Source organism: Acinetobacter sp. 1124_18A (assembly GCF_052824995.1).
In genome coordinates this window covers 794,995-815,226 of sequence record NZ_VTDF01000001.1, presented here as the reverse complement: position 1 = coordinate 815,226, position 20,232 = coordinate 794,995, and the positions used below count along the sequence as shown (strand labels likewise).

Here is a 20,232-nt window from a genome sequence, read left to right as displayed (position 1 = left end):
GTTATGTATTAACAACCAATACAGTTGGGATTTTAAGCGCGTGAATCAGAGCAAAACAAAAATTGAAATTGTCATTTCAGAGATTGAGCGACAAATAAAAAATCGATCTTTATTGCCGGGAGCACGCTTGCCTTCTGTTCGTAAGTTAGCAAATGATCTGGGATTTTCAGTATCAACAGTTGTAGAAGCGTATGAAAGATTAATTGCTTTAGGCAAAATCGAATCAAGAACTGGATCTGGTTTTTATATTGTTGGCCCTCTTGCACCTTTAGCTTTAAGTGAATTAGGCCCTAAATTAGATCGTTCAGTCGATCCATTATGGATTTCACGTCAATCTTTGGAAGCGAAAGCAGATGTTTTTAAGCCCGGTTGCGGTTGGCTACCTGATGACTGGATGCCATTAGACAGTATTCGTAAAGCTTTAAGGACGGCCGCGAAAAGTCCTGATGATTGTTTAATGGGTTATTCAACACCATTGGGATTACCAGCTCTACGCGATTTACTAGCAAGGCGTGCTCAAGCAAAAGGTATCGAGGCGAATCTTAATCAGGTACTTTTAACAGACTCAGGAACTCAAGCGATTGATTTAGTTTGCCGTTTTTTACTAAAGCCCGATGATGTCGCTTTGATTGATGATCCTTGTTATTTCAACTTTCATGCATTACTTAAAGTTCATCAAGTCAAAGTTATTGGTATTCCCTACACACCAACAGGCCCTGACTTAGAGGCATTTAAAGAAGCAATTGAGACTTACAATCCACGTCTTTATATCACCAACTCAGGAATTCACAATCCAACTGGAGCAGTACTTTCTCTTTCTACAGCACATCAACTATTAAAACTCATTGAACAATCTAATTTGATTGTCGTTGAAGATGATATTTTTTCAGATTTTGAATATAACGCTGCTCCTCGGCTTGCGGCTTTGGATAATCTGTCACGTGTAATTTTTATTGGAAGTTTTTCTAAAACGTTATCAGCATCTATTCGCTGTGGTTATATCATTGCAAAACCAGAATGGATTGATCAGCTCACTGACCTAAAAATTGCCACAAGCTTTTCTCACAATGGGGTATCGGCTGAAGTTTTATTAAGTGCTTTAACTGATGGATCTTACCGTAAACATATAGAATTATTAAAAGTTCGTTTAGCAAAAGCAATGCACGATACCATTACCAAACTAGAACCTTTGGGCATAAAGCCATGGATTAAGCCTCAAGCGGGAATTTTTGTTTGGTGTCATTTGCCAGAGGGTGTTGAAGCTTCAAAAATTGCAAAATATTGTATTAACCATCAAGTTATTCTTGCACCGGGAAATGCGTTTAGCCAAGCTCCCAATGCTGGTCAATTCATACGTTTTAATGTGACACAGTCAAATCATGACCACATTTATAAGACTCTAGCTGATGCGATTCAACAAGAGTCTTCATAATTTATAGCAGGGTAAATTAAGCTTGTTTCTGTTTTTGTTCAATATATGCAAAATAGCCTGGTCCAGCTGAAACTTGCACTTGTTTAGCATGTAAAGGTTCATGGCAGACTGAACACACCATAACTGGTTCGAACTTATGGCCACAAGTTTTATGACGATACTCTAAAGGTTTGCCTAAACCTTGATCCATCCATTTATCTGCCCAATTCGCCATCGATAAAATAATTGGATAAAGTTCAAACCCCTTATCAGTAAGGCGATATTCAAAGCGTTCTTGACGATCAAAATAAGGAGCTTTGGCTAAAATTTCATATTCAACCAAACGCTTTAAACGATCTGAAAGGACATGACGAGTTACGCCTAATGATTTTTGAAAATCGTCAAAACGGCGTATTCCCATAAAAGCATTACGTAATATTAGCATCGTCCATCGATCGCCAATCACTGATAGCATACGAGCAACCGAACAAGGTTGATCACCGATGTCATCCCATTTCATCTTTATGCGTTCCTCGATATTTCCTAGCCTAACGGCCCTAATGTTTATACCCTAAACCACTTACCACGATTTATGCAAGATTCATTATAAAAATAACTTCTTATCAACTTTATAAAAAATTTTCATTATGAAAAAACAGGCAATTATTATTAAATATTGCTAAATAAATATAACTCACTCGTTTTCATAATAAGTCATATTCATGATCTTTTATAACTAATTTGAGATGAATACACCCTTCAATATATGGCCTGCTTCTAGTTTCACACTTGCTGAAATTCGCACCAGACAATTGGCCTGCATTAAATTACTGAGCATGTGTGATTGCTGTTTTGCCAGACTTTTAACTTTAAGTTGTCCATTGTCAAAATAAGCATGCATTCGTAGAAAACGTTCACGCGCATCTTCTTTTAAATCATGATCTAAGATTGCACTAAACCAATCTGGCCCTGTTTGATTTCCCTGCAAAGTGTCGAGCAATGCTTTACCGTAAACTTGCATTGATACATAGACCGCAGCCGGATTACCCGGTAGCCCCAGCAAATAACAACGGTGATCTTTTTCAGGTTGAGAATATTCAGCAAAAAAGAGTGGCTTACCCGGCTTTTGTTTTACTTTCCAAAAGATCTGTTCAAAGCCAGTCTCAAAAGCGCATGGTCGAACAAAGTCATAATCACCTACAGATACACCACCTGTCGTTATAATGACATCATGACTATCTTTTAACTCATTAAAGTAATGCGTGACTTGCGCCGCTTCATCTGCCACATGAATGAGTTCAATCTCTAAGCCATAATCTTCAAACCAAGCTTTTAGTAATGGACCATTTGCATCAAAGATTTTACCTTCAGCAAGATCTTCTGCTTTTTCGGCAACTTCATCACCAGTGACTAAAACAGCGACTTTCGGTGCACGATAAACGTCAACCGTTTGTACACCCGCCATACTTAAAGCAGCTAAGCTTCCAATATTTAAAAACTGTCCAACTTGGGCAAGCAACTGTCCGTTTTTGATTTCTTCACCCGTAAAACGGATATCAGCTTGATGGCGAATATGTTCAGTTAACGAAATTTCTTGTGCTGAAACGACCTCTACTATTTCTTGCCGCGCAACATGCGTTGTGCCTTCAGGAATTTTGCCACCAGTAAATATACGAATTGCCTGTCCTTCACTCAGAATTTCATGACTTTCACTTCCAGCACGAATCTCGCCAGTAACCTGAAACTTTTGATTATTTAAATCGTCTGCGTGGCTACAAAGTGCGTAACCATCTACAGCACTCTGAGAGAAGCTTGGCAAATTAATTTCTGAATAAATTTCTTTAGCAAGATATTTACTTAGGCTATTTTGAAGAATTTGCTGAATTGAACCTAGTTTTTTTGGTCGGTTATTAATCAGCTCAATTGCTTCATCTACGCTAATCAACCCACGTTCTGTGCCACAACCTGACATTATTCGTAGCCTCCCGGATGTGGTAAATCACGGCAAACATCAAAAATATGGACTAAGGCAGGTAAAATAGCAGCCATTGATTCACTTGCTCCACCACGGCTTCCCGGTAAAGTCACCACTAAAGAACGATCAATAAAACCTGCTACTCCACGCGACATTGCAGCATATGGCGTGCGTTTTTGCCCAAATGAACGCGCAGCTTCCATTAACCCATCTAGCTTACGCTCAAGAAGAGGCTCTAGCGTATCAACCGTAATATCTCGCTTACCAATTCCAGTACCGCCGACGGTCATAATGCAAGCATATGACTTGCTCAACTCAAGCACTAAGTTTTTTAAAGTATCCGCTTCATCTGGCAAAATTTGGTAGTGAATCGGGTCGAATCCTGCCTCGGTTAAAGTTTCAACCACAGATTTTCCGGCAGTATCTGGCTTTTTACCCGCTGCGACAGTATCGGACAGCACAATAACAGCAGCCGAAACAGGCTGACGAAGAACTCGCTTAAAGTGTGATTTTCCACCTTTTTTCTTAAGCAATTTACATTGATCCATCCAGAGCTCTTCTGGTTCACAATGTGGTTTTAACATGTCGTAAATGGTTAAGCCTGCAAGACTTGCAGCCGTTAAGGCTTCCATTTCTACGCCAGTCGGACCAATGGTTTCGACCACGGTAATAATCTTTACAAAATCATGTTCTAATTCATATTCAACATCTGCGCGATAAATCGGCAGTGGATGGCACAAAGGAATCAGCTCATCAGTTCGTTTTGCTGCCAAAATTCCTGCAACACGTGCAGTTTTTAAGGCATCCCCTTTTTCGGTATTTCCTTGTCTTAATAATTCAATACAGTGCGGTGGTGCATATAAAATGGCTTGTGCTTCAGCAACTCGATAACTCTCCGGCTTCATTCCTACGTTTTTCATTATTTATCCTAGTCTTGCTTATTTCAGTGTGAGTGTTCATGGCCGGCATGATGGTGATGCTTGTGTTCTTGCGGTGCATCCTTACGAATACAGCAGCCTTCTACATAGTGACTTGTACCATCTGTAAAGAACTCTTCTTTAAACACAGGCACTTCATGTTTTACTCGCTCAACCGCTTCTTCGCATGCTTGAAAAGCTTCACGGCGATGGGCTGCATAAGCAATTGCAATGATTGCTATTTCACCCACATCTAGATATCCAATCCGATGAACCACTCGCACATAAGATACCTGATACTTTTTCTCAATTTCCAGTTCAATTTCACGTATCATTTTTTCAGAAAGCGGTTTATACGAGGTATATTTCAGTGCTTTAACAGCTTTACCTTCATGATGGTTACGAACCGTACCCATAAAAATATCAATTCCACCGCATTCAGGAAATGATTCAATAGGATCAAAGGTATCAAGGCTTAAAGCCTGCTCCTGTATACGTGCAAAATCTCGCATAGCTCATCCTCCTGCAACTGGTGATAATAAAACCAAAGTACATGGCTGACTTAAGGCAGATTGCCTTGTTATGACATTATCGCCAATAGCGCATGCACATTTTTCCATGGCCTGTGTACATTCCGGATGCAACGAAACAATTTCATCTAAAACATCTTTAACTAAAATATCGGTGAGGAAAACTAACGAAAGATTTTGTGGAAGCAATTTTTCAATTGCACCAAATGATTCGATTTTAATTTGGATAGATTGCTGCATTTATCCCCCAAGCATATGCATACTGATTTTACGGGTTTGTTGATTTTGTAAGGCATGAAAGCCTTTGGCTTTATTCCAGATATACGGCATAACTTGATCTTTTAAGTGCTGACTATGCAGCACATGATCAGTTGAGTTCTGCGCGCGTAATAGTGCTTGAAGCTGCGGCTTAATATTTAAACCCTGCTGAGCAAAGAGACAGTTATATAGCTCACCTTGCGCCGTTAGTCGTATACGGTCACATTGGTGGCAAAATGAGTGAGTAATGGTGGAAATGATGCCTAGAGCGTAGCTATTGTTAAGCAGATATTGACGCGCTGGCTCATGTTGTTGCTCGATGACTTGTATCGAATAATGCGGTTGCAATGCCTGTAAAATTTCAGCTTCACTCACCACATCTTTATTTGACCAGAGTGCATCACCATCAAGCGGCATAAACTCAATAAAACGTAGCGGAATATGATTAGCAATTGACCATCTCACCATAGGTAGGATTTGATCGTCATTTTTATCTTTCATTAACACGCAGTTAATTTTAAAGGGTAGTTCTGCATCTTTTGCAGCTTGAATACCTTCAAGAACTGGTTCTAATTTTTTCTTGGTGAGTTCTTTAAATTGAATTGAATCAAGACTATCTAAACTAATGTTTAAATCATCTAAACCAGCATCTTTTAACTGCTTAGCGTATTTAGCAAGATAATGGCCATTGGTGGTCATTGAAATGCGTTTTAGACCTAATGCTTTTAAAGCTTGTAAATCACGAATGAAATGGACAATGCCTTGACGCATTAATGGTTCGCCGCCTGTAATACGGATGCTTTCAATACCTTGTTGCACCATAAAACGGCAAAACTGAAAGAGCGCCTCAAAACTAAGCAAGTCTTGTTTATTTAACCATTCAGGATGTTCAGGCATGCAATATACACACTTAAAATTACAGCGATCGGTTACCGAAATTCGTAACTTTCGCTTGATACGCCCATATTGGTCTTGTAGAACAGATGGCGTATTTTCAGAGTGATATTGTTTCATCTTTTGCACTCATGTCGAGAACAGTTCAAATATTGCTGGCACTTTTTCTGGGCAATTAAAATAGAAAATTGCTCTTCACTGGTGCTCTGATTTTTATGCAAAATTTGTTCCAATTCTATTTATCATCCATAACTTCTTCGGTTTTTTGATAGACCTTTGGCTGCACCACTTCACTGTAATTTTAAAACTGTATAAAGTTGGTGCAGCATTAATCTCTTATTTGCCTTACATTATTTCTAGCACTTTTCTAAGCGGATGGGAACATATTTATGATACGGCGTTTTAGATAATGGATCACAATGTTCAGCGGAAATTAGTCGATTTAATTGTGGTCCAATTGGTTCACCATCTTGAAAGCGCATGCCGTAGCCATGTGGAAGTGACACCACACCTTTTCGCATTCCCTCATCAAAATCTACAGTAACCTGAATTTCTCCATGTTGTGAAATACATTTAAGCTGACCTCCTGCATCTACATTTAGGTGCTTTGCATCTTCAGGATGAATTCGTAAAGCCCCTTCAGCATCTACTTTTCGCCAAGCTGGATCACGGTAAATTTGATTGGCGTTATAGCTACGTCGCTCACCTGATAAAAGTATGAATGGAAATTCTTCAGCATTAACCTGATGATTTTTTAAATTTGCTAGCTCAGTTAACATCTCTGGAATAGCAAGGCGTATTTTCTTATCTTTATAAGCAACTAATTTCCAGATTTCGTCATATTCATGTTGCGATAACACGATGCCTGAACGTTGTTTTAAAATTTGTTCAAATAAACGAACGCCTAAAGTTAAAGGATTACCTTTGTAACCCGCACGGCGCACCGCTTTGGTGTGTAAGACAGCATATTGAATCGATAAAGGCAATAAAAAAGCAACTGAACCAGCTGATTTTTCTAACTGTTTACCTAAAGTGCGATAGAGAATTGAGGCTGCAAAAGGAATGTATTTTTTATTTCTCGCAAACGTAAGCCCTAATGCAGACAAGTAAGGTAAATAGGCTGTTTTGTTCGAGTCGACCGAAGCTATTTTTTCTAAAATTGGAAAGCGTTTTGGAATCACCTGCATGGCTTCAAGTAATCGTGTATAAAGTTCTGCCTCTGGCAAAGTATTCGTTTGAGCGGTCAATACAGGATGACGCAGGTGAAAACCATTTTTAGGAAATTCCAAATTAAAACCAGTAAATTCCCATTTTTCAAACTGGGTGTGTGCTGGCAAAATGTAGTCCGCAAACCTAGCGGTTTCCGTCATGGCAACATCGACCACAACCAACAAATCTAATGCTTTAAATGCTTCCTCATAAGCAGGTGTATCAGGATAAGTTAGTAACGGGTTACAGCTATCTACAAAAACTGCGCGAATTCGCTTTTCCCCTGCCTTTAAGATTTCATCGGGTAAAATATTAGGCGGGAAGAACCCAGAAATCGGGAACATTTTATGATAAACACTACGTCTATATTTCGGCTTTCTTTCATCTGTATCGCTTAAGATCGGAATAAACATGGTATGCAAATTATTGGTACCCTGCTTTCCAAAGTTTCCAGTCACTAAGTACAGTAGTTTTTCTAAATATCCATTTAATGTCGTATTTAAAGTATGTTGAATACCTAAATCAATCCGCACACAGCCTCTTTTAGCTTTGGCAAAATCTCGAACCACTTGATAAATCAAGTCGACTGGAACATCTGCTTTGGCAATATAGTCTTCAATCGGCACACGGCTAAATGCTGTTTTTACGTCTTCAAAACCTTGCGTGTGCTGCTCAATAAATGCTGCATCATAAAGATTTTCTTTAATAATGATCGCAATCATGGCCGACATTAAAAAAGCATCTGTTCCGGGTTTTAATTGCACATGAATATCTGCTTGTTTGGCTGTTTCGGTAACACGTGGGTCGAACACCACCATAGTTCGGTTCGGATCTTTCTTAATATGTTTTAGCGTGTCTCGTGCGTTGGGAATGCCATGGGCCTGAAAAGGATTTGTTCCAATAAAAAGAACGTAGTCAGCGTGTTCAACATCTTCTGTGGTATGGCAAGCCTGACTACCGAACAAACGTCCATTGAGCCAGAAATCACCTGTTTTTTCTTGAGCAAGAGAGTTGTAAGCATAATAACTTTTCATGGCCAGCAAAAGTTGTCGGCCATATGCTGCACCGAGATGATTGCCTTGACCACCGCCCCCAACAGAAGCAAAAGCAGTCCCGCCAAAATTATCTCTAATATGTACTAATCGATCGGCAATTTCTTGTATGGCAACATCCCAACTCACTTCTTGAAATGAACCATCTAGCTGGCGTTTTAAAGGTGTGGTCAAACGGTCTGCATGTTGCTGATAGTGCTGTAATCTGGCAGCTTTTTGGCAAATGTAGCCTTGAGAAAATGGATGTTCAGGATTGCCTTTAATTTTGACAAACTGATTATCATTAATTTCGACACTTAAACCACAGTTCCTAGAACACAAAATACATGCGGTCACATCTGTTTTATTTTGCTTCAGCGCTTCTACCATTCCGATTAACTCCCTTTATTTTTATGCATATGGATGGAACTAAAACAACAAGTTCCAAAATAGAACTCATATAATAAATAGTCAAGAACACATCACTTAAAAATTTGTTAGGACACCCATCCGTTAAATGACAAATGATGGGAGATTTTTGACACATATTTCGAGATTGTAATAATTTTATAAAATAACAATTAAGACTTCTTTGAATGACAAGTTATTTCGTATAAAAGTATTTAAAGAAGAGCATGCAAAAAATAATTATATAGATGATCTGCAAAGGTTTAAATCAACGACTGATCATCTAAAACTTTTACTTACAATAGTACAGATGGAGAGAATTAATGTATCCTACGCTTCTTTCCCCATTTATTCCATTTACTAAACTATGAGATAACACACGATTCAACAGAATGAAATCACCAGTATGATCAAAAACGATAATCTGTCGTGAGAAGCCTTCTTTTCCTCAATTTATTGACAGTAAATTGAAATCGACTGAATAGATTTCTACTACTTTGATATCTTCTTCTAACTCACGTTCACTATCAGGACGAAGTTGTTGATCTAGAGCTTTCTGTTGATCGAATAATTCTGAACTATCACACTAAAGTGTGGAAAATAAACCTGTGTTGGCTAATTCAAAAATAAGACCGTTGAGATAGCACATTGAGGACCTAATTCTGCGAATTATTTATGTAATAGTTGAAACAATGACACATGATTGCAAAGCCAACTCTCCCCCAATCGCAAATAAATATTTTCATTCTCAGTTTCATGGTAGAGATTAAACGTCTCGAATAAGGGTAGTAAATTTATATAAGGCTTACCTATAAAGCAATAGATAAGCCCATTAAATATTAATAGCAAAATGAAAATTAATTTATACTGCTAAAGTATTCATTTTTATCTTCAACCTCAATACATTTGTTGAAATTTGAAAATCTTAAAATTTCACTCCATAATAATTGATAAAATTCATTTTTATCAAAATTATTAATTTTATCTTCCATATGAAAACTTAATATCTCCAATTTCTTTTCAGGACGATTTGCCTTACAATCTATTCTACCAATAATACTATTTCCAAATAAAATAGGTAAGCAAAAATATCCATAAATACGTTTTTCAACAGGAACATAACATTCTAATCTATAATTAAAATTAAAGAGAGATTCCAATCTATCCCGATGAATTACAAGGTTATCAAAAGGTGATAAAATTTTTACATTATTCGCAGTATAATGAACCTCATCAAACAGCTTTGAATCTACATATATTTCACCACTAACAATATCTTTAATCTTAAGAACTTCTTTGCTTTTAATTTTTTCTTGCAAAATTTCATTCATCGACTCACGTAATTCTTTCCCCACTTTTAAATGAAGCAACTGTTTCCATGTAAATACACCATGTGCCCTGATTGTAGAGTTAAATAAATATAAAGCATATTCATGAATTGTTGGAATACTTTGGTCAATATTGTCAGGTATGCAACGTTCTCTCAAATTGTATACTTTTTCCATTCCATCACGCTCACAGATCATTACATCACCTTGCATAAATAGCTGCTCGAGTGCACGTCGTGCTGGACCAAAATTCCACCAATTGCCCTTATTACTCTGAGATCCTTTTTCAAGACTTCGTAATTTTAACTCACCATCAATTTTAATTTTAGACAAAATTTCATGCATTAATTTCTTATCTGAAAAATTAAAATATCTATTTTCACCTCTACTAATTGATTCTTTCTGTAATAATGAAAAACGATAATCTTTCATAGGTAAGTATGAGGCTGCATGAAACCAATATTCAAAAATATTTTTTTCACGAATAAGTATATTTAAATGATCTTGGCTATAGTTTTGAACTCTACTCCATAATATATGGTGATGAGCACGTTCAACTACTGATAATGTATCAATTTGCACATAACCTAGACTCTCTATGGCCTGAATAGTTCCATTCAGACCTTCTCCAAATTTAGCTGTATTACATAAGCCTTGATTTCTCAAGGCTATGTTCCTTAAGGAAGAAATCATAAAATTTATTTAAGGTAAGGTTCAATAATATCAGGCGCAAAAGCTTTAGTAGCTGCTGGGCGGGATAAGTTTTTCTTTAAATAATTACGAATAGATGGGAAATTATCCAAACTAATTTTTGCAAAAACAATACCAGTTAATACCTCAGTTACTATTAAATCAGCAATAGTAAATTTTTCCCCCACAATATATCCACTATCTTTAATTGTACTTTCTAACATATTCAAACAACGAATCACTTCATTTTGAGCATTTTCACCAATTGTTAAATCCTTTTGAGGTGCTGAATACCAAGTCATATGAAGAGATGCTGTTTCAATATATTTTTCCAATTCAGTCATTGCCCAAACAGACCATTGAAGTAGTAAACCTTCTTCTTTTATATCTTTAACATATAAAAATTCTGCACCATATTTTTTCGCAATATATATACATATTGGAATTGATTCAAATAAAATCAAACCCTCATCATTAATGACAGGAATTCTAGAGTTTGGATTAATTTTAGTAAATTCTTTTGATCTAGTACCATTTGAGTCTAGAGTAACTAATTCTTCTTCATATAATTGACCAGTCTCCTCAAGTGCCCATCGTACTCTATTAGCTCTTGAATAAGGGTTACCATATAATTTAATCATTTATATATCTCTATTGGTTATTAAGTTTAGATTTAAGCTGACATTTCATTTAAGTATTTTTCATGAAATTTTTGTATTGAAAGTTCATAATTTTTTGCTAAAACTCCAAGTCCTCCGTATTCTGAATTCATACCTTGTTGAACCTTTTCACATAATTCAATATCCTCTAAATTAACATTATATTCTTTGCTACTTCCTGATTCTTCATAATAACTACCAAAATCTACTTGTGCATAAACACTTTTTCCAAAGACACGAATTTCAATTTGACTCTTATCTGACGTAATTGGTAAAACTCTTAAAAATGCTACAAATTTAGCGCCCGTAACTATTCCAAAATTTGGATATAAAAGATGGTCGCCCGAGCCAAACCATTCTTTACTAGGGGCAATAATTGTCGATGGAATATATTTTTCAAACTCTGCCATTTTTCCGTGTACAATAGTTGGCTGAAAAAATGACCAATGACCATTATAATAATGATTTACTTGCTTATAATGATCCAAGCCTAAAATAGAATTTTTATGAGCATACCATAAATGATAACTTTCAATATGGTTCTCGACAAAAAGTTTCCAATTTGCGTTCATTATATATTCTTGGCTATATAATTCTTCTAAATCGTTTAAATCATAAGGTCCAAAATGTTTTTTAAAATCGCCTAACCATTCATCAAAATGTTCATTTTGGGTTTCATCTGAATGAACAAAAATAATACCTTTAAAAATTTTAATTGCGGCTGGATATAAAGAAAAATTCTTCTTATTAATGTTTTCAAATTGAGTAGATTCCTGAGGTACAGAAACTAAATCGCCTTGAAGGTTATAACGCCAACAATGGTAACCACATTGGACCCCTTTAGTATCAGAAATATTCCCCTTCCCTTTAAGTAAAACTGTACCACGGTGTCTACAAATATTATGAAAAGCTTTTAAAATTCCTTGATGATCACGAATAATAACTAATGAGTTTTTACCATGTAATACACACATGTAATCCCCATTATTAATAACATCATTTACTGTCCCAGCAAAACTCCAATTTTTTGAAAAGACTTTCGACCACTCTTGAGATAGAATATTTTCAGAAATATAACTCTCTCTCTCCAAACCGAGTTTACTTACTTGTTTCATAATTGTGAAATCCAATTTATTATTAATAAATATTACTAATTAAAATTTTATGATTCGATAAAATCATTTGAATTTTGCAAAGCAAAGCTATCCCTATTTTCTTGATTTAAATTTTTGAAAAAAATCTTTCTAAAGGCTAAAGCTGGTCTATCTGCTACAACACTAACTGGGTTATCAATACCATGAATTTTCTTTGAAGATAACATCAGTTCAACATGTTCCATATCTTCATCATTTAATTTTCTCGCCCATTTTTTAATCATAAAATCTACTAATTTATTTTTAGCAAAAGAACGTATATGCTCACCAAAAAACCAAGTGTGTGTATCATCGGCAGGTGTAGCCATAAATAAAGCTACTTGTTCATGGCCAGATAAAAATTTGTCATAAAAATAAACTACTCCTCCCAGATCAAAACGGAAATAGCTTTCCTCACGATTTAACTTTGTAATATTCATGAGCCTACGGCTTATACCCAATATTCCCTCTGTGCCTTCCACCGAATCATGTACAGTATTTTTTGGATCCAGCTGCCCCCAAAACCCACGCATATCTTCATCAAAACGGATAACCTGATCAGCAACAATTAACGGCTCACCCGCCAAAGTTCCAAGGTGAATGAATGGTGGATGCGTATTATCAATAGCATTTTCAACTACTGATAGAAATGGACCATTAGCTAGCCTTGGTATATCTTGGACTCGTCTCATTCCTAATCCAAAATCAGGATCTAAAAAATCGTAATATGGTGGTTGTAAATCAGGATCTAAATCACCTCCCCAAATCCAAATAATACCTTGCTTATCAACAACATGATAAGATTTAACTACTGCTTTTGAGGGAATTTTTTGAGACGACGTTTGTGATGGAACTACAACGCACTTACCATTGCTATCAAACTGCCAACCATGAAATGGACATTGAATATTACCATTTACAATACAACCTATACTTAAATCAGCTCCTCGATGCGGACACATAGCCTCAAGTGCAACAATATCCCCATTTGTATTCCTAAAGAAAACTATTTCCTCGCCCAAAATTTTTCTTTTTAGAGGTTTTTTATCGTTAAACTCATTACTCCAACCCGCAACATACCAAGCTTGATTTGGATAATTTTTTTTAATCATTTCAAATAATCCTTTTGGGCTAAAATAATAAAGAAAAGAGATAACATCGTAATGTAACTAAATGCAAAATCATGCGTTGCCACCCCTAAAACAGGTACACGCCAATATTCAAAATAGGTTTCGGTGAATACAATAAAACCTATAAAAAACATAATAACCCCAACTCCGCAAGCTACTATTCCTAAATGCTTTGCAGCTTGAAAAGTTTCTGTATCCGAATTTATATTCTTAATCATTTGAAAACTACAAATAAGGCAAAGAAATGCCATTACTAATTTAGTCATATATATCAGCGCAAAACCAATATCTATTGCTATTTCAGTATGTATACTCCTCCATTCAATACCAGGAGTACCAGGAGCCATCTCTAAGACTTGTTTTACTTGTTCCCTAGTCGCAGTATAGTCGACCATATTACTCATAAAACCTGCTATTCCAAATCCTGCAATAGACAGTACTAATAAAATTTTTAATATACGAATCACTTCATTTACTCTTAATATCAATTAACTTCTACATTTAATATACAATTTTCTTCTGCACTTAATATAAAATCTCTAGCTTGACCACGATCTATCTTTCCACTTGAAGTGCGAGGCAATCGTCCTGAACGCAAAAAAATAAATCTATGAATTGGCAATTTAAAATCATTTAAAACATTTCGTCTTAATCTAATCGCAGATTCTTCTAAACTAACTAAATCAGACTTAACTTGTTCAATATTTTTTTTATGTACTTCTTGCATAAAAATTACTTCAGAATTTTCCAAACCTTCATTCAACTGAATAAGGCATGAGCCTGAATCTACAAAATAATCATTAGATTTTGAAATATAGTATTCAACTTCTTCACCAAAGTAATTCTTTCCATTTAAAACAAGAACATTTTTTAAACGACCTACCATATAAAGAAAACCATTCTTCATATATCCTAAATCACCTGTACGAAGGTATTGTTTATCTTCTTCCTCACTTTGGTTACTTAACTTGGCTTCAAAGACAGCCTCAGTTGCTTGAGGATTATTAAGATAACAAGGTGCTACATGTGGACCTCTAATCCAAATTTCGCCTACTTGGCCATCATTAAGAGGCAACTTATTCTCATCAACTATTACGACCTCACTTTTTTCATCAGGAATCCCAACACATGCCACAGATGAGTCTGTTTCAGACTCTTCAAATCCCCCCGTGAAACCTGATACATACAATGTTGTTTCTGCCATTCCATAGCAGTAAAAAATCGATTCTTTTCTAAAACCATAATTAGAAAAATTCTCAAAGAACCTTTTCATTGTTGAGGGTCTAATCATTTCTGATCCACTATAAGCAACACTCCAACTGCTTAAATCCAAATCTTCAATCTGCGACTTATCTATATGAGATACACAGTAGTCGTAAGCAAAATTTGGTGCACCAGCAATTTCGGCTGAGTAATCAGAAATAAGTTTTAACCACTTATAGGGATTTTGAAGAAAATCAACAGGTGACATTAAAACGGAGCAGCCACCAATGAAAATTGGATGCATAATGCTACAAATTAACCCCATATCATGGAAAAAGGGCAACCAGCTTACTATTGTTTCCCCACCTGAAGTTTTGGCATGACGGTTGAAGCCTCTTTCAATCATATATTGATTATTAACAATATTAGAATGAGTAACTATCACGCCTTTAGGTGTAGAGGTTGAACCAGAAGTGAACTGAATTAAAGCTGGTTGCTCTAAATCAATAATTAAATCTTCTCTAATAGCTGGACTGCTCAACAAGATTTCATCTGTAGCTATTATTAATATTTCTTTATCAGGAAATAAATTAAGGAGCAGACTTCTTATTTGTTGTTCTTTACTTTTAATTGTAAGAACTATTTTAATCTCTACTGTCTCAACTATACCTAATAAACGATTATCAGGAATATTACCTGAAGGAATATACATTGGTATTGAAGAAACATTTGCTCTCATACACCCAAAAAATGCTTTAATAAAATCAAGTCCTGGAGGATACATTAGTAATGCATTTTTACCATTTAAACCGTAATCCTTTAATACACTTGCTATCTGACATGATTGCTCATGTAATTGACGATAAGTTAATTTCAAAGGTACATTAGATCTTGGTGGAATGTAATGATATAAATCATTATCACCCATAGTTAGAGCTCTATCAGCTAAAATCTGAGGTAAACTCATCTCAATATTCATTATATTGGCTCCTACTAAATCTCGTTCGTACTGTCTTTTTACAAATTTTTTAAGTTATCTTTCACTAGTGATGATTTTTGACTTTTGAAAGGTATAAATAATTGACTAACCCACTTTTTAGGGACTGAGGTATAAAGCGTATTTATTCCTATATTCTCTGAGGCCTCACGCTCTCTAGGATTGAAATAAGTCATAAATATATGATCCCAGAACATTGAAACAGAACTATAATTATTATTATGCTCACTTCTAATGCGGCTATGATGCCAACGATGGGCCTCTGGTGTATTAAAAATATAAGCTAACCATCCTGTATTAGTATTTATATTTGAATGCGTTAATAAACCAATTGTTAACTGAAACACAAGGAACCAGTTAAATACAGAGTTTGGAATATTAATAAACTCAACAACCAATAATATCGGAAAAAATAGAGAAAATACTTCTATTGGATGAACTCTCGCATTATTCAACACATGAAGCTGATCACTATTATGGTGTAATGCATGTATATTCCACAGCCTTGGAATTGTATGAAAAGTTCGATGACAAATATACCAAATAAAATCAACTAAAAATATTAAAAAAACAAACTGAAGAAATTCAGAATTAATAAACCTCTTAATATCTATTAAATATGATTTTTCAGTACTTGTAGTAAAATCAACAACTTTTAAAACCAACAAAGCAACAACGATTTGAACTAATGGAAATGTCAAATTATATAAAAAATCATTCCAACTTTGGTTATCATATTTATTCCAACTTTTATGGCATGGAATAATCCATTCAAATACAAATATAATAAAAAAGAGTCCAATAAAATGTAATTGCAAAGCATTTTCATATGATAATTTAAAAGAGTTTATTAATACCCAATACAATATCAATGATGACAATACAATACCTGGCCAAACTATTAAGGAAATACTTTGCATCAGCACTGAAGGGCTTTTATCATTATGAGTTATCATTTTGATTTTCCTTTAAGCTCTCAATTCTTTTTGCTTCAACTCTCTCTTTAGAAGGAACTTGTACTTTAGATACCCATCCTAACTTTTCCCAAATTTTTATTAGTCCATAAGCTATATCTAAGTTTTTTGCTTTCAAACCTACATGAGCCGAACCAGGAAAAGCATGGTGATTATTATGAAAAGATTCACCTAAAGTAATTATAGTCATCCACCAATGATTTCGACTATTGTCTCTTGTTCGGAACTCTTTCTTTCCAACAAGATGATTAAAGCTATTAACGTATCCAATAGTACTACTCACAACAAATGACCTAACTGCCCATCCCCATAAAAAACCTGTCAGCAACCCAATAGGATTCTGAGTGACTACAAACTCAATTAATGCTGGCACTATCATTGAAAAAAATACCCACCGATAATAATGTCTATTAACAGACATGATTTCATCATCGCGAACTAAATCTGGCGCATACACCATCAAATTTGGGTATTCATGTTTTTTCATCCACATAAAACTTGCATGAAATACACCTTTGACATTTGATCCAGATAATGTTGGTGTATGTGGATCCCCATTTTTATCTGTTAATTGATGATGCCTTCTATGAAATGCGGCCCAAACTACTGGAGGGCCTTGTCCTCCCATTGAAGCGAGTACAATTAATAATTGTTTTAGCCATTTAACAGGAGCATATGACTTATGTGACAAGTACCTGTGACTCCCACATATAACACCTGATAAAGTTAGAAACCAAAATAAAAAGAATTCTATTAAATTAGAAATAGTTGGTGGAAACCAGATAAACGCAATTACAGTTAAAGGTATTGGTAAACATGTAAGAATTAAAAAATGCCACATTTGAGTTTTTGCCATACGCTGGTCAAATAGCATTGCGTTTCTCTTAGCTTGATGATTATCATCGGCTAAAATTTTTTCGTTCATAATTGTTTTCCCACAGATTAGTTCTGCGAATATGAAATTTTCAAAACAAAAAATCGTGCTTTTTTGATGCAGTTTTTATAGGGCTGCCTGTTCTAGCTTCAACTTAATTAAATTAGAAACCCTAAAACTAGATTCTAAAGCCCCTTCTATTTGACAAGGATGTTCCTTACCATATTCTGCCCCACACCAATAGATAGGATGTTCATGAATATCAAGTACTTCTCCCATTCGACTAAGGACTCCAGGGGGGAAATATGCCCCATAACTCCCACCGATCCATTTATTTTTAGCCCAGTCCTCAATTAAAATCTCCTTGGGCTCAGGAAAATTTACTCCAAACAGATTATTAATAGCTCTAGTTATAGTTTGCTTATGATCTGTTTCTGGACTCATGAATTTTTCTGCTTGACTAGTACATACAAATGCAGCTAAAACTCCACAACTATGGTCTGGTGGTGAGTTATCTATGGTGTAACTTATTGGATAAAGATTACTCATCACTTGTCCCGAAAAACCATTTTCTAACCAGTATGGTTTCTCATAAATTATTTGAACTTTAATTACCCTCCCCATTGGTGAGGCTTGTAAAAAACGCTCACGAGGAATTGATCGTGGAGGTTCAAACATAATCTGCTTTACAGCAGGTGGAGGCATAGCACAAAGGGCAACTTTATAGGTACCGTTCAGCTTTTCAGCATTAACGTCAACCGAACCATTTTCATTTATAGAAATAGATTTAACTGGATTATTTAAAAAAAAATTTTTTGTACCAATACTCTCAGCTAAGCTCCGACATAAATCAGAAGGACCATTTTTAAATCTAAACTCTTGATGACCATTAACCACACTTATTAAGCTGGTTAAACTTGTAGAACGATTGGCATAATTTAGGACATGTAAAAAAGATACCATGTGAGACTCAACTCCAAATACCATTTCACTTACCATTTGGAAAAACTCTCGCCCCATTCGAGTATATAAAGTAGACTCAATCCACTGTCCAAATGACAACTTATCGTATTTACTAAGACTTTTATCCCAAAGTTTTTTATCTTTAAGCTTGGCAACAGCAAGATCAAAACGCGTCATACCCTGCAAGATGTCCGCGTTCTTTATAAATCCAATCGTCGGAATTACACCTTTAAATGAACTTCTCTTTTTATTCCAAAAAATTAGATGATTACCTGCATTTTCAGTTTTAATAACATCTAATTTGAAACGCTCAATTTGGGATGTAATATACTTTTGTTGACTAGAGAACCAATTTGCACCTAATTCAATTCTATTCCCATCTTCATGTATAGCATCTTTAATACGACCACCAAAATTATCTTGTGCTTCATATACATCTACAGTAAACCCAAAACTTGTAAGTCGATCAGCAGCCATTAGGCCAGCGATACCAGCACCAATTACGCATACATCTCTTTTACGTGTATACATACTCATACTAAATCCCTTAAAAGCAATTTCGTAAATCGCCTACACGACGAATATCAAGTGAAGCACAGTGAAAGGATCCAACAAATGGGAAATAATTTTCAAAATCACATAAAATAGGTTGCATTCCTAATTTTTTCAAAAAATTAATAGTATGCGTTTGATTCGTCTCTACTAGAATTCTCTTATTATCGAGACTCAACATATTAATATTTAACCACCCTGAAAGTTTACCTAGTCTATTTTTTTCACTGATTACAACTGAAGGCGCTTCAATAATTTCCCAAGATTTAAAAATATCTGGTAGTGCAGCTGGGTCTAAATAATCTGGGCTATATATCAATCTTCCTTGATCAAGAGGCATTATTGTGTCATCTAAATGCATTGCATATGGATTTTTAGTTTCTATTACATGAACAGTAAACTGAGGCTCAATAATGCTTTTAACCCACTCGATACCAGCTGCATTTGTAACATGGCTTTTAGAAACTAATATATCTTTTCCAAATTTCATAAAATCAGCTGCATCAAAAAGGATTTCTTCTTCATTTATCAACCATTTTGTAGGATGTCCATCGATCGGATCACGTTCTAAGTTTGATGTAAACGTTTCATCTGAAAGAATAGGTTTTGGTGCAGAAATCCACTTAGCTCCACGCTTACTAAAATCTTTTAATGCATTCCTATAAGCAAAAGTCTCAAAATATCTACTTCTATCAGCCATTGGAGCTTCTATAATCAAGTCACCGATAATTAAAAGACTATCTCGTGGGTTTGAAGAACAAAATTGATGGGGAACCTCCCAATTAGGAGTTTTTAGAGATTGTGAAAAATCAATAGGTTCTGCAACATTTACCTTAACCCCTTCACCCTCAAGAATTTTTCTTAATTCTTTAACTTCTAATCGAGCCTTATCAATTAACTCTTGAGGATACTCTGTTGTTCCATTTGGAAAGATTCCTTCAAGCACATCAGCATAAACTGGCGGAATAACTGCATCAAATACAGACATATCACCAGGTTTCATGGCACCTAAAGGATCACCAAGTAGAACTTCTTCTAAAGGATCCCATTCAGTAAAAGAACAGATACCATTATTTATATATTTATTAGTAATCAT

General features: G+C 35.3%; 18 protein-coding genes. 1 reads left to right on the top strand and 17 read right to left on the bottom strand.

Going from position 1 to position 20,232, the window contains the following annotated elements; translation table 11 throughout:
• Window positions 1–40: 40 nt before the first annotated feature.
• The gene (locus tag FY048_RS03960; protein WP_446090211.1) at window positions 41–1,432 is read left to right on the top strand and encodes an aminotransferase-like domain-containing protein; all 1,392 of its coding nucleotides are present in this window, start codon (window positions 41–43) and stop codon (window positions 1,430–1,432) included.
• 16 nt (window positions 1,433–1,448) lie between these two features.
• Here the strand turns inward: FY048_RS03960 and FY048_RS03955 are convergent, their stop codons facing one another.
• The 17 genes from FY048_RS03955 to FY048_RS03875 form a co-directional block, all read right to left on the bottom strand.
• Entirely contained in the window at window positions 1,449–1,931 is a 483-nt protein-coding gene (locus tag FY048_RS03955; RefSeq protein WP_004791810.1) for a winged helix-turn-helix transcriptional regulator, read from the bottom strand.
• A 216-nt stretch (window positions 1,932–2,147) separates the two neighbouring features.
• The gene (locus tag FY048_RS03950) at window positions 2,148–3,383 is read right to left on the bottom strand and encodes a molybdopterin molybdotransferase MoeA (RefSeq protein ID WP_446090210.1); all 1,236 of its coding nucleotides are present in this window, start codon (window positions 3,381–3,383) and stop codon (window positions 2,148–2,150) included.
• Window positions 3,383–4,306 carry a bifunctional molybdenum cofactor biosynthesis protein MoaC/MoaB gene (gene moaCB, locus FY048_RS03945; protein WP_446090209.1) on the bottom strand — a complete coding sequence of 308 codons (924 nt, stop codon included), beginning with the start codon at window positions 4,304–4,306 and terminating at the stop codon, window positions 3,383–3,385. The genes FY048_RS03950 and moaCB overlap by 1 nt, the downstream gene beginning before the upstream one ends.
• 23 nt (window positions 4,307–4,329) lie before the next feature.
• On the bottom strand, window positions 4,330–4,815 hold the full coding sequence (locus FY048_RS03940; protein ID WP_446090208.1) for a molybdenum cofactor biosynthesis protein MoaE: 486 nt from the start codon (window positions 4,813–4,815) through the stop codon (window positions 4,330–4,332).
• 3 nt (window positions 4,816–4,818) lie between these two features.
• Window positions 4,819–5,073, bottom strand: a complete 255-nt coding sequence (locus tag FY048_RS03935) for a MoaD/ThiS family protein (protein ID WP_446090207.1) — start codon at window positions 5,071–5,073, stop codon at window positions 4,819–4,821.
• A complete protein-coding gene (gene moaA / locus FY048_RS03930; protein WP_446090206.1) occupies window positions 5,074–6,114 on the bottom strand; it encodes a GTP 3',8-cyclase MoaA in 1,041 nt (346 codons plus the stop codon).
• A 227-nt stretch (window positions 6,115–6,341) separates the two neighbouring features.
• A complete protein-coding gene (locus tag FY048_RS03925) occupies window positions 6,342–8,615 on the bottom strand; it encodes a molybdopterin-dependent oxidoreductase (RefSeq protein WP_446090205.1) in 2,274 nt (757 codons plus the stop codon).
• Window positions 8,616–9,490: 875 nt separating this feature from the next.
• On the bottom strand, window positions 9,491–10,654 hold the full coding sequence (locus FY048_RS03920) for a winged helix-turn-helix domain-containing protein (RefSeq protein WP_446090204.1): 1,164 nt from the start codon (window positions 10,652–10,654) through the stop codon (window positions 9,491–9,493).
• 5 nt (window positions 10,655–10,659) lie between these two features.
• Window positions 10,660–11,292 carry a glutathione S-transferase family protein gene (locus FY048_RS03915; RefSeq protein WP_446090203.1) on the bottom strand — a complete coding sequence of 211 codons (633 nt, stop codon included), beginning with the start codon at window positions 11,290–11,292 and terminating at the stop codon, window positions 10,660–10,662.
• 32 nt (window positions 11,293–11,324) lie between these two features.
• Window positions 11,325–12,425, bottom strand: coding sequence for an aromatic ring-hydroxylating oxygenase subunit alpha (locus tag FY048_RS03910; protein ID WP_446090202.1), 1,101 nt, complete (start codon window positions 12,423–12,425; stop codon window positions 11,325–11,327).
• A 47-nt stretch (window positions 12,426–12,472) separates the two neighbouring features.
• Window positions 12,473–13,555, bottom strand: a complete 1,083-nt coding sequence (locus tag FY048_RS03905; RefSeq protein ID WP_446090201.1) for a Rieske 2Fe-2S domain-containing protein — start codon at window positions 13,553–13,555, stop codon at window positions 12,473–12,475.
• Window positions 13,552–14,040, bottom strand: a complete 489-nt coding sequence (locus tag FY048_RS03900; protein WP_446090200.1) for a DUF2165 family protein — start codon at window positions 14,038–14,040, stop codon at window positions 13,552–13,554. Before FY048_RS03900 ends, FY048_RS03905 begins: the two co-directional genes overlap by 4 nt.
• 17 nt (window positions 14,041–14,057) lie before the next feature.
• The gene (locus FY048_RS03895; RefSeq protein ID WP_446090199.1) at window positions 14,058–15,755 is read right to left on the bottom strand and encodes a fatty acyl-AMP ligase; all 1,698 of its coding nucleotides are present in this window, start codon (window positions 15,753–15,755) and stop codon (window positions 14,058–14,060) included.
• Between the two features lie 38 nt (window positions 15,756–15,793).
• On the bottom strand, window positions 15,794–16,729 hold the full coding sequence (locus FY048_RS03890; protein ID WP_446090198.1) for a sterol desaturase family protein: 936 nt from the start codon (window positions 16,727–16,729) through the stop codon (window positions 15,794–15,796).
• Window positions 16,716–17,672, bottom strand: a complete 957-nt coding sequence (locus FY048_RS03885; RefSeq protein ID WP_446090197.1) for an acyl-CoA desaturase — start codon at window positions 17,670–17,672, stop codon at window positions 16,716–16,718. The genes FY048_RS03890 and FY048_RS03885 overlap by 14 nt, the downstream gene beginning before the upstream one ends.
• A 75-nt stretch (window positions 17,673–17,747) precedes the next feature.
• A complete protein-coding gene (locus tag FY048_RS03880; RefSeq protein WP_446090196.1) occupies window positions 17,748–19,121 on the bottom strand; it encodes a flavin monoamine oxidase family protein in 1,374 nt (457 codons plus the stop codon).
• Between the two features lie 10 nt (window positions 19,122–19,131).
• Window positions 19,132–20,232 (bottom strand): hypothetical protein, encoded by a 1,101-nt coding sequence (locus FY048_RS03875; protein WP_446090195.1) that lies wholly within the window; start codon window positions 20,230–20,232, stop codon window positions 19,132–19,134.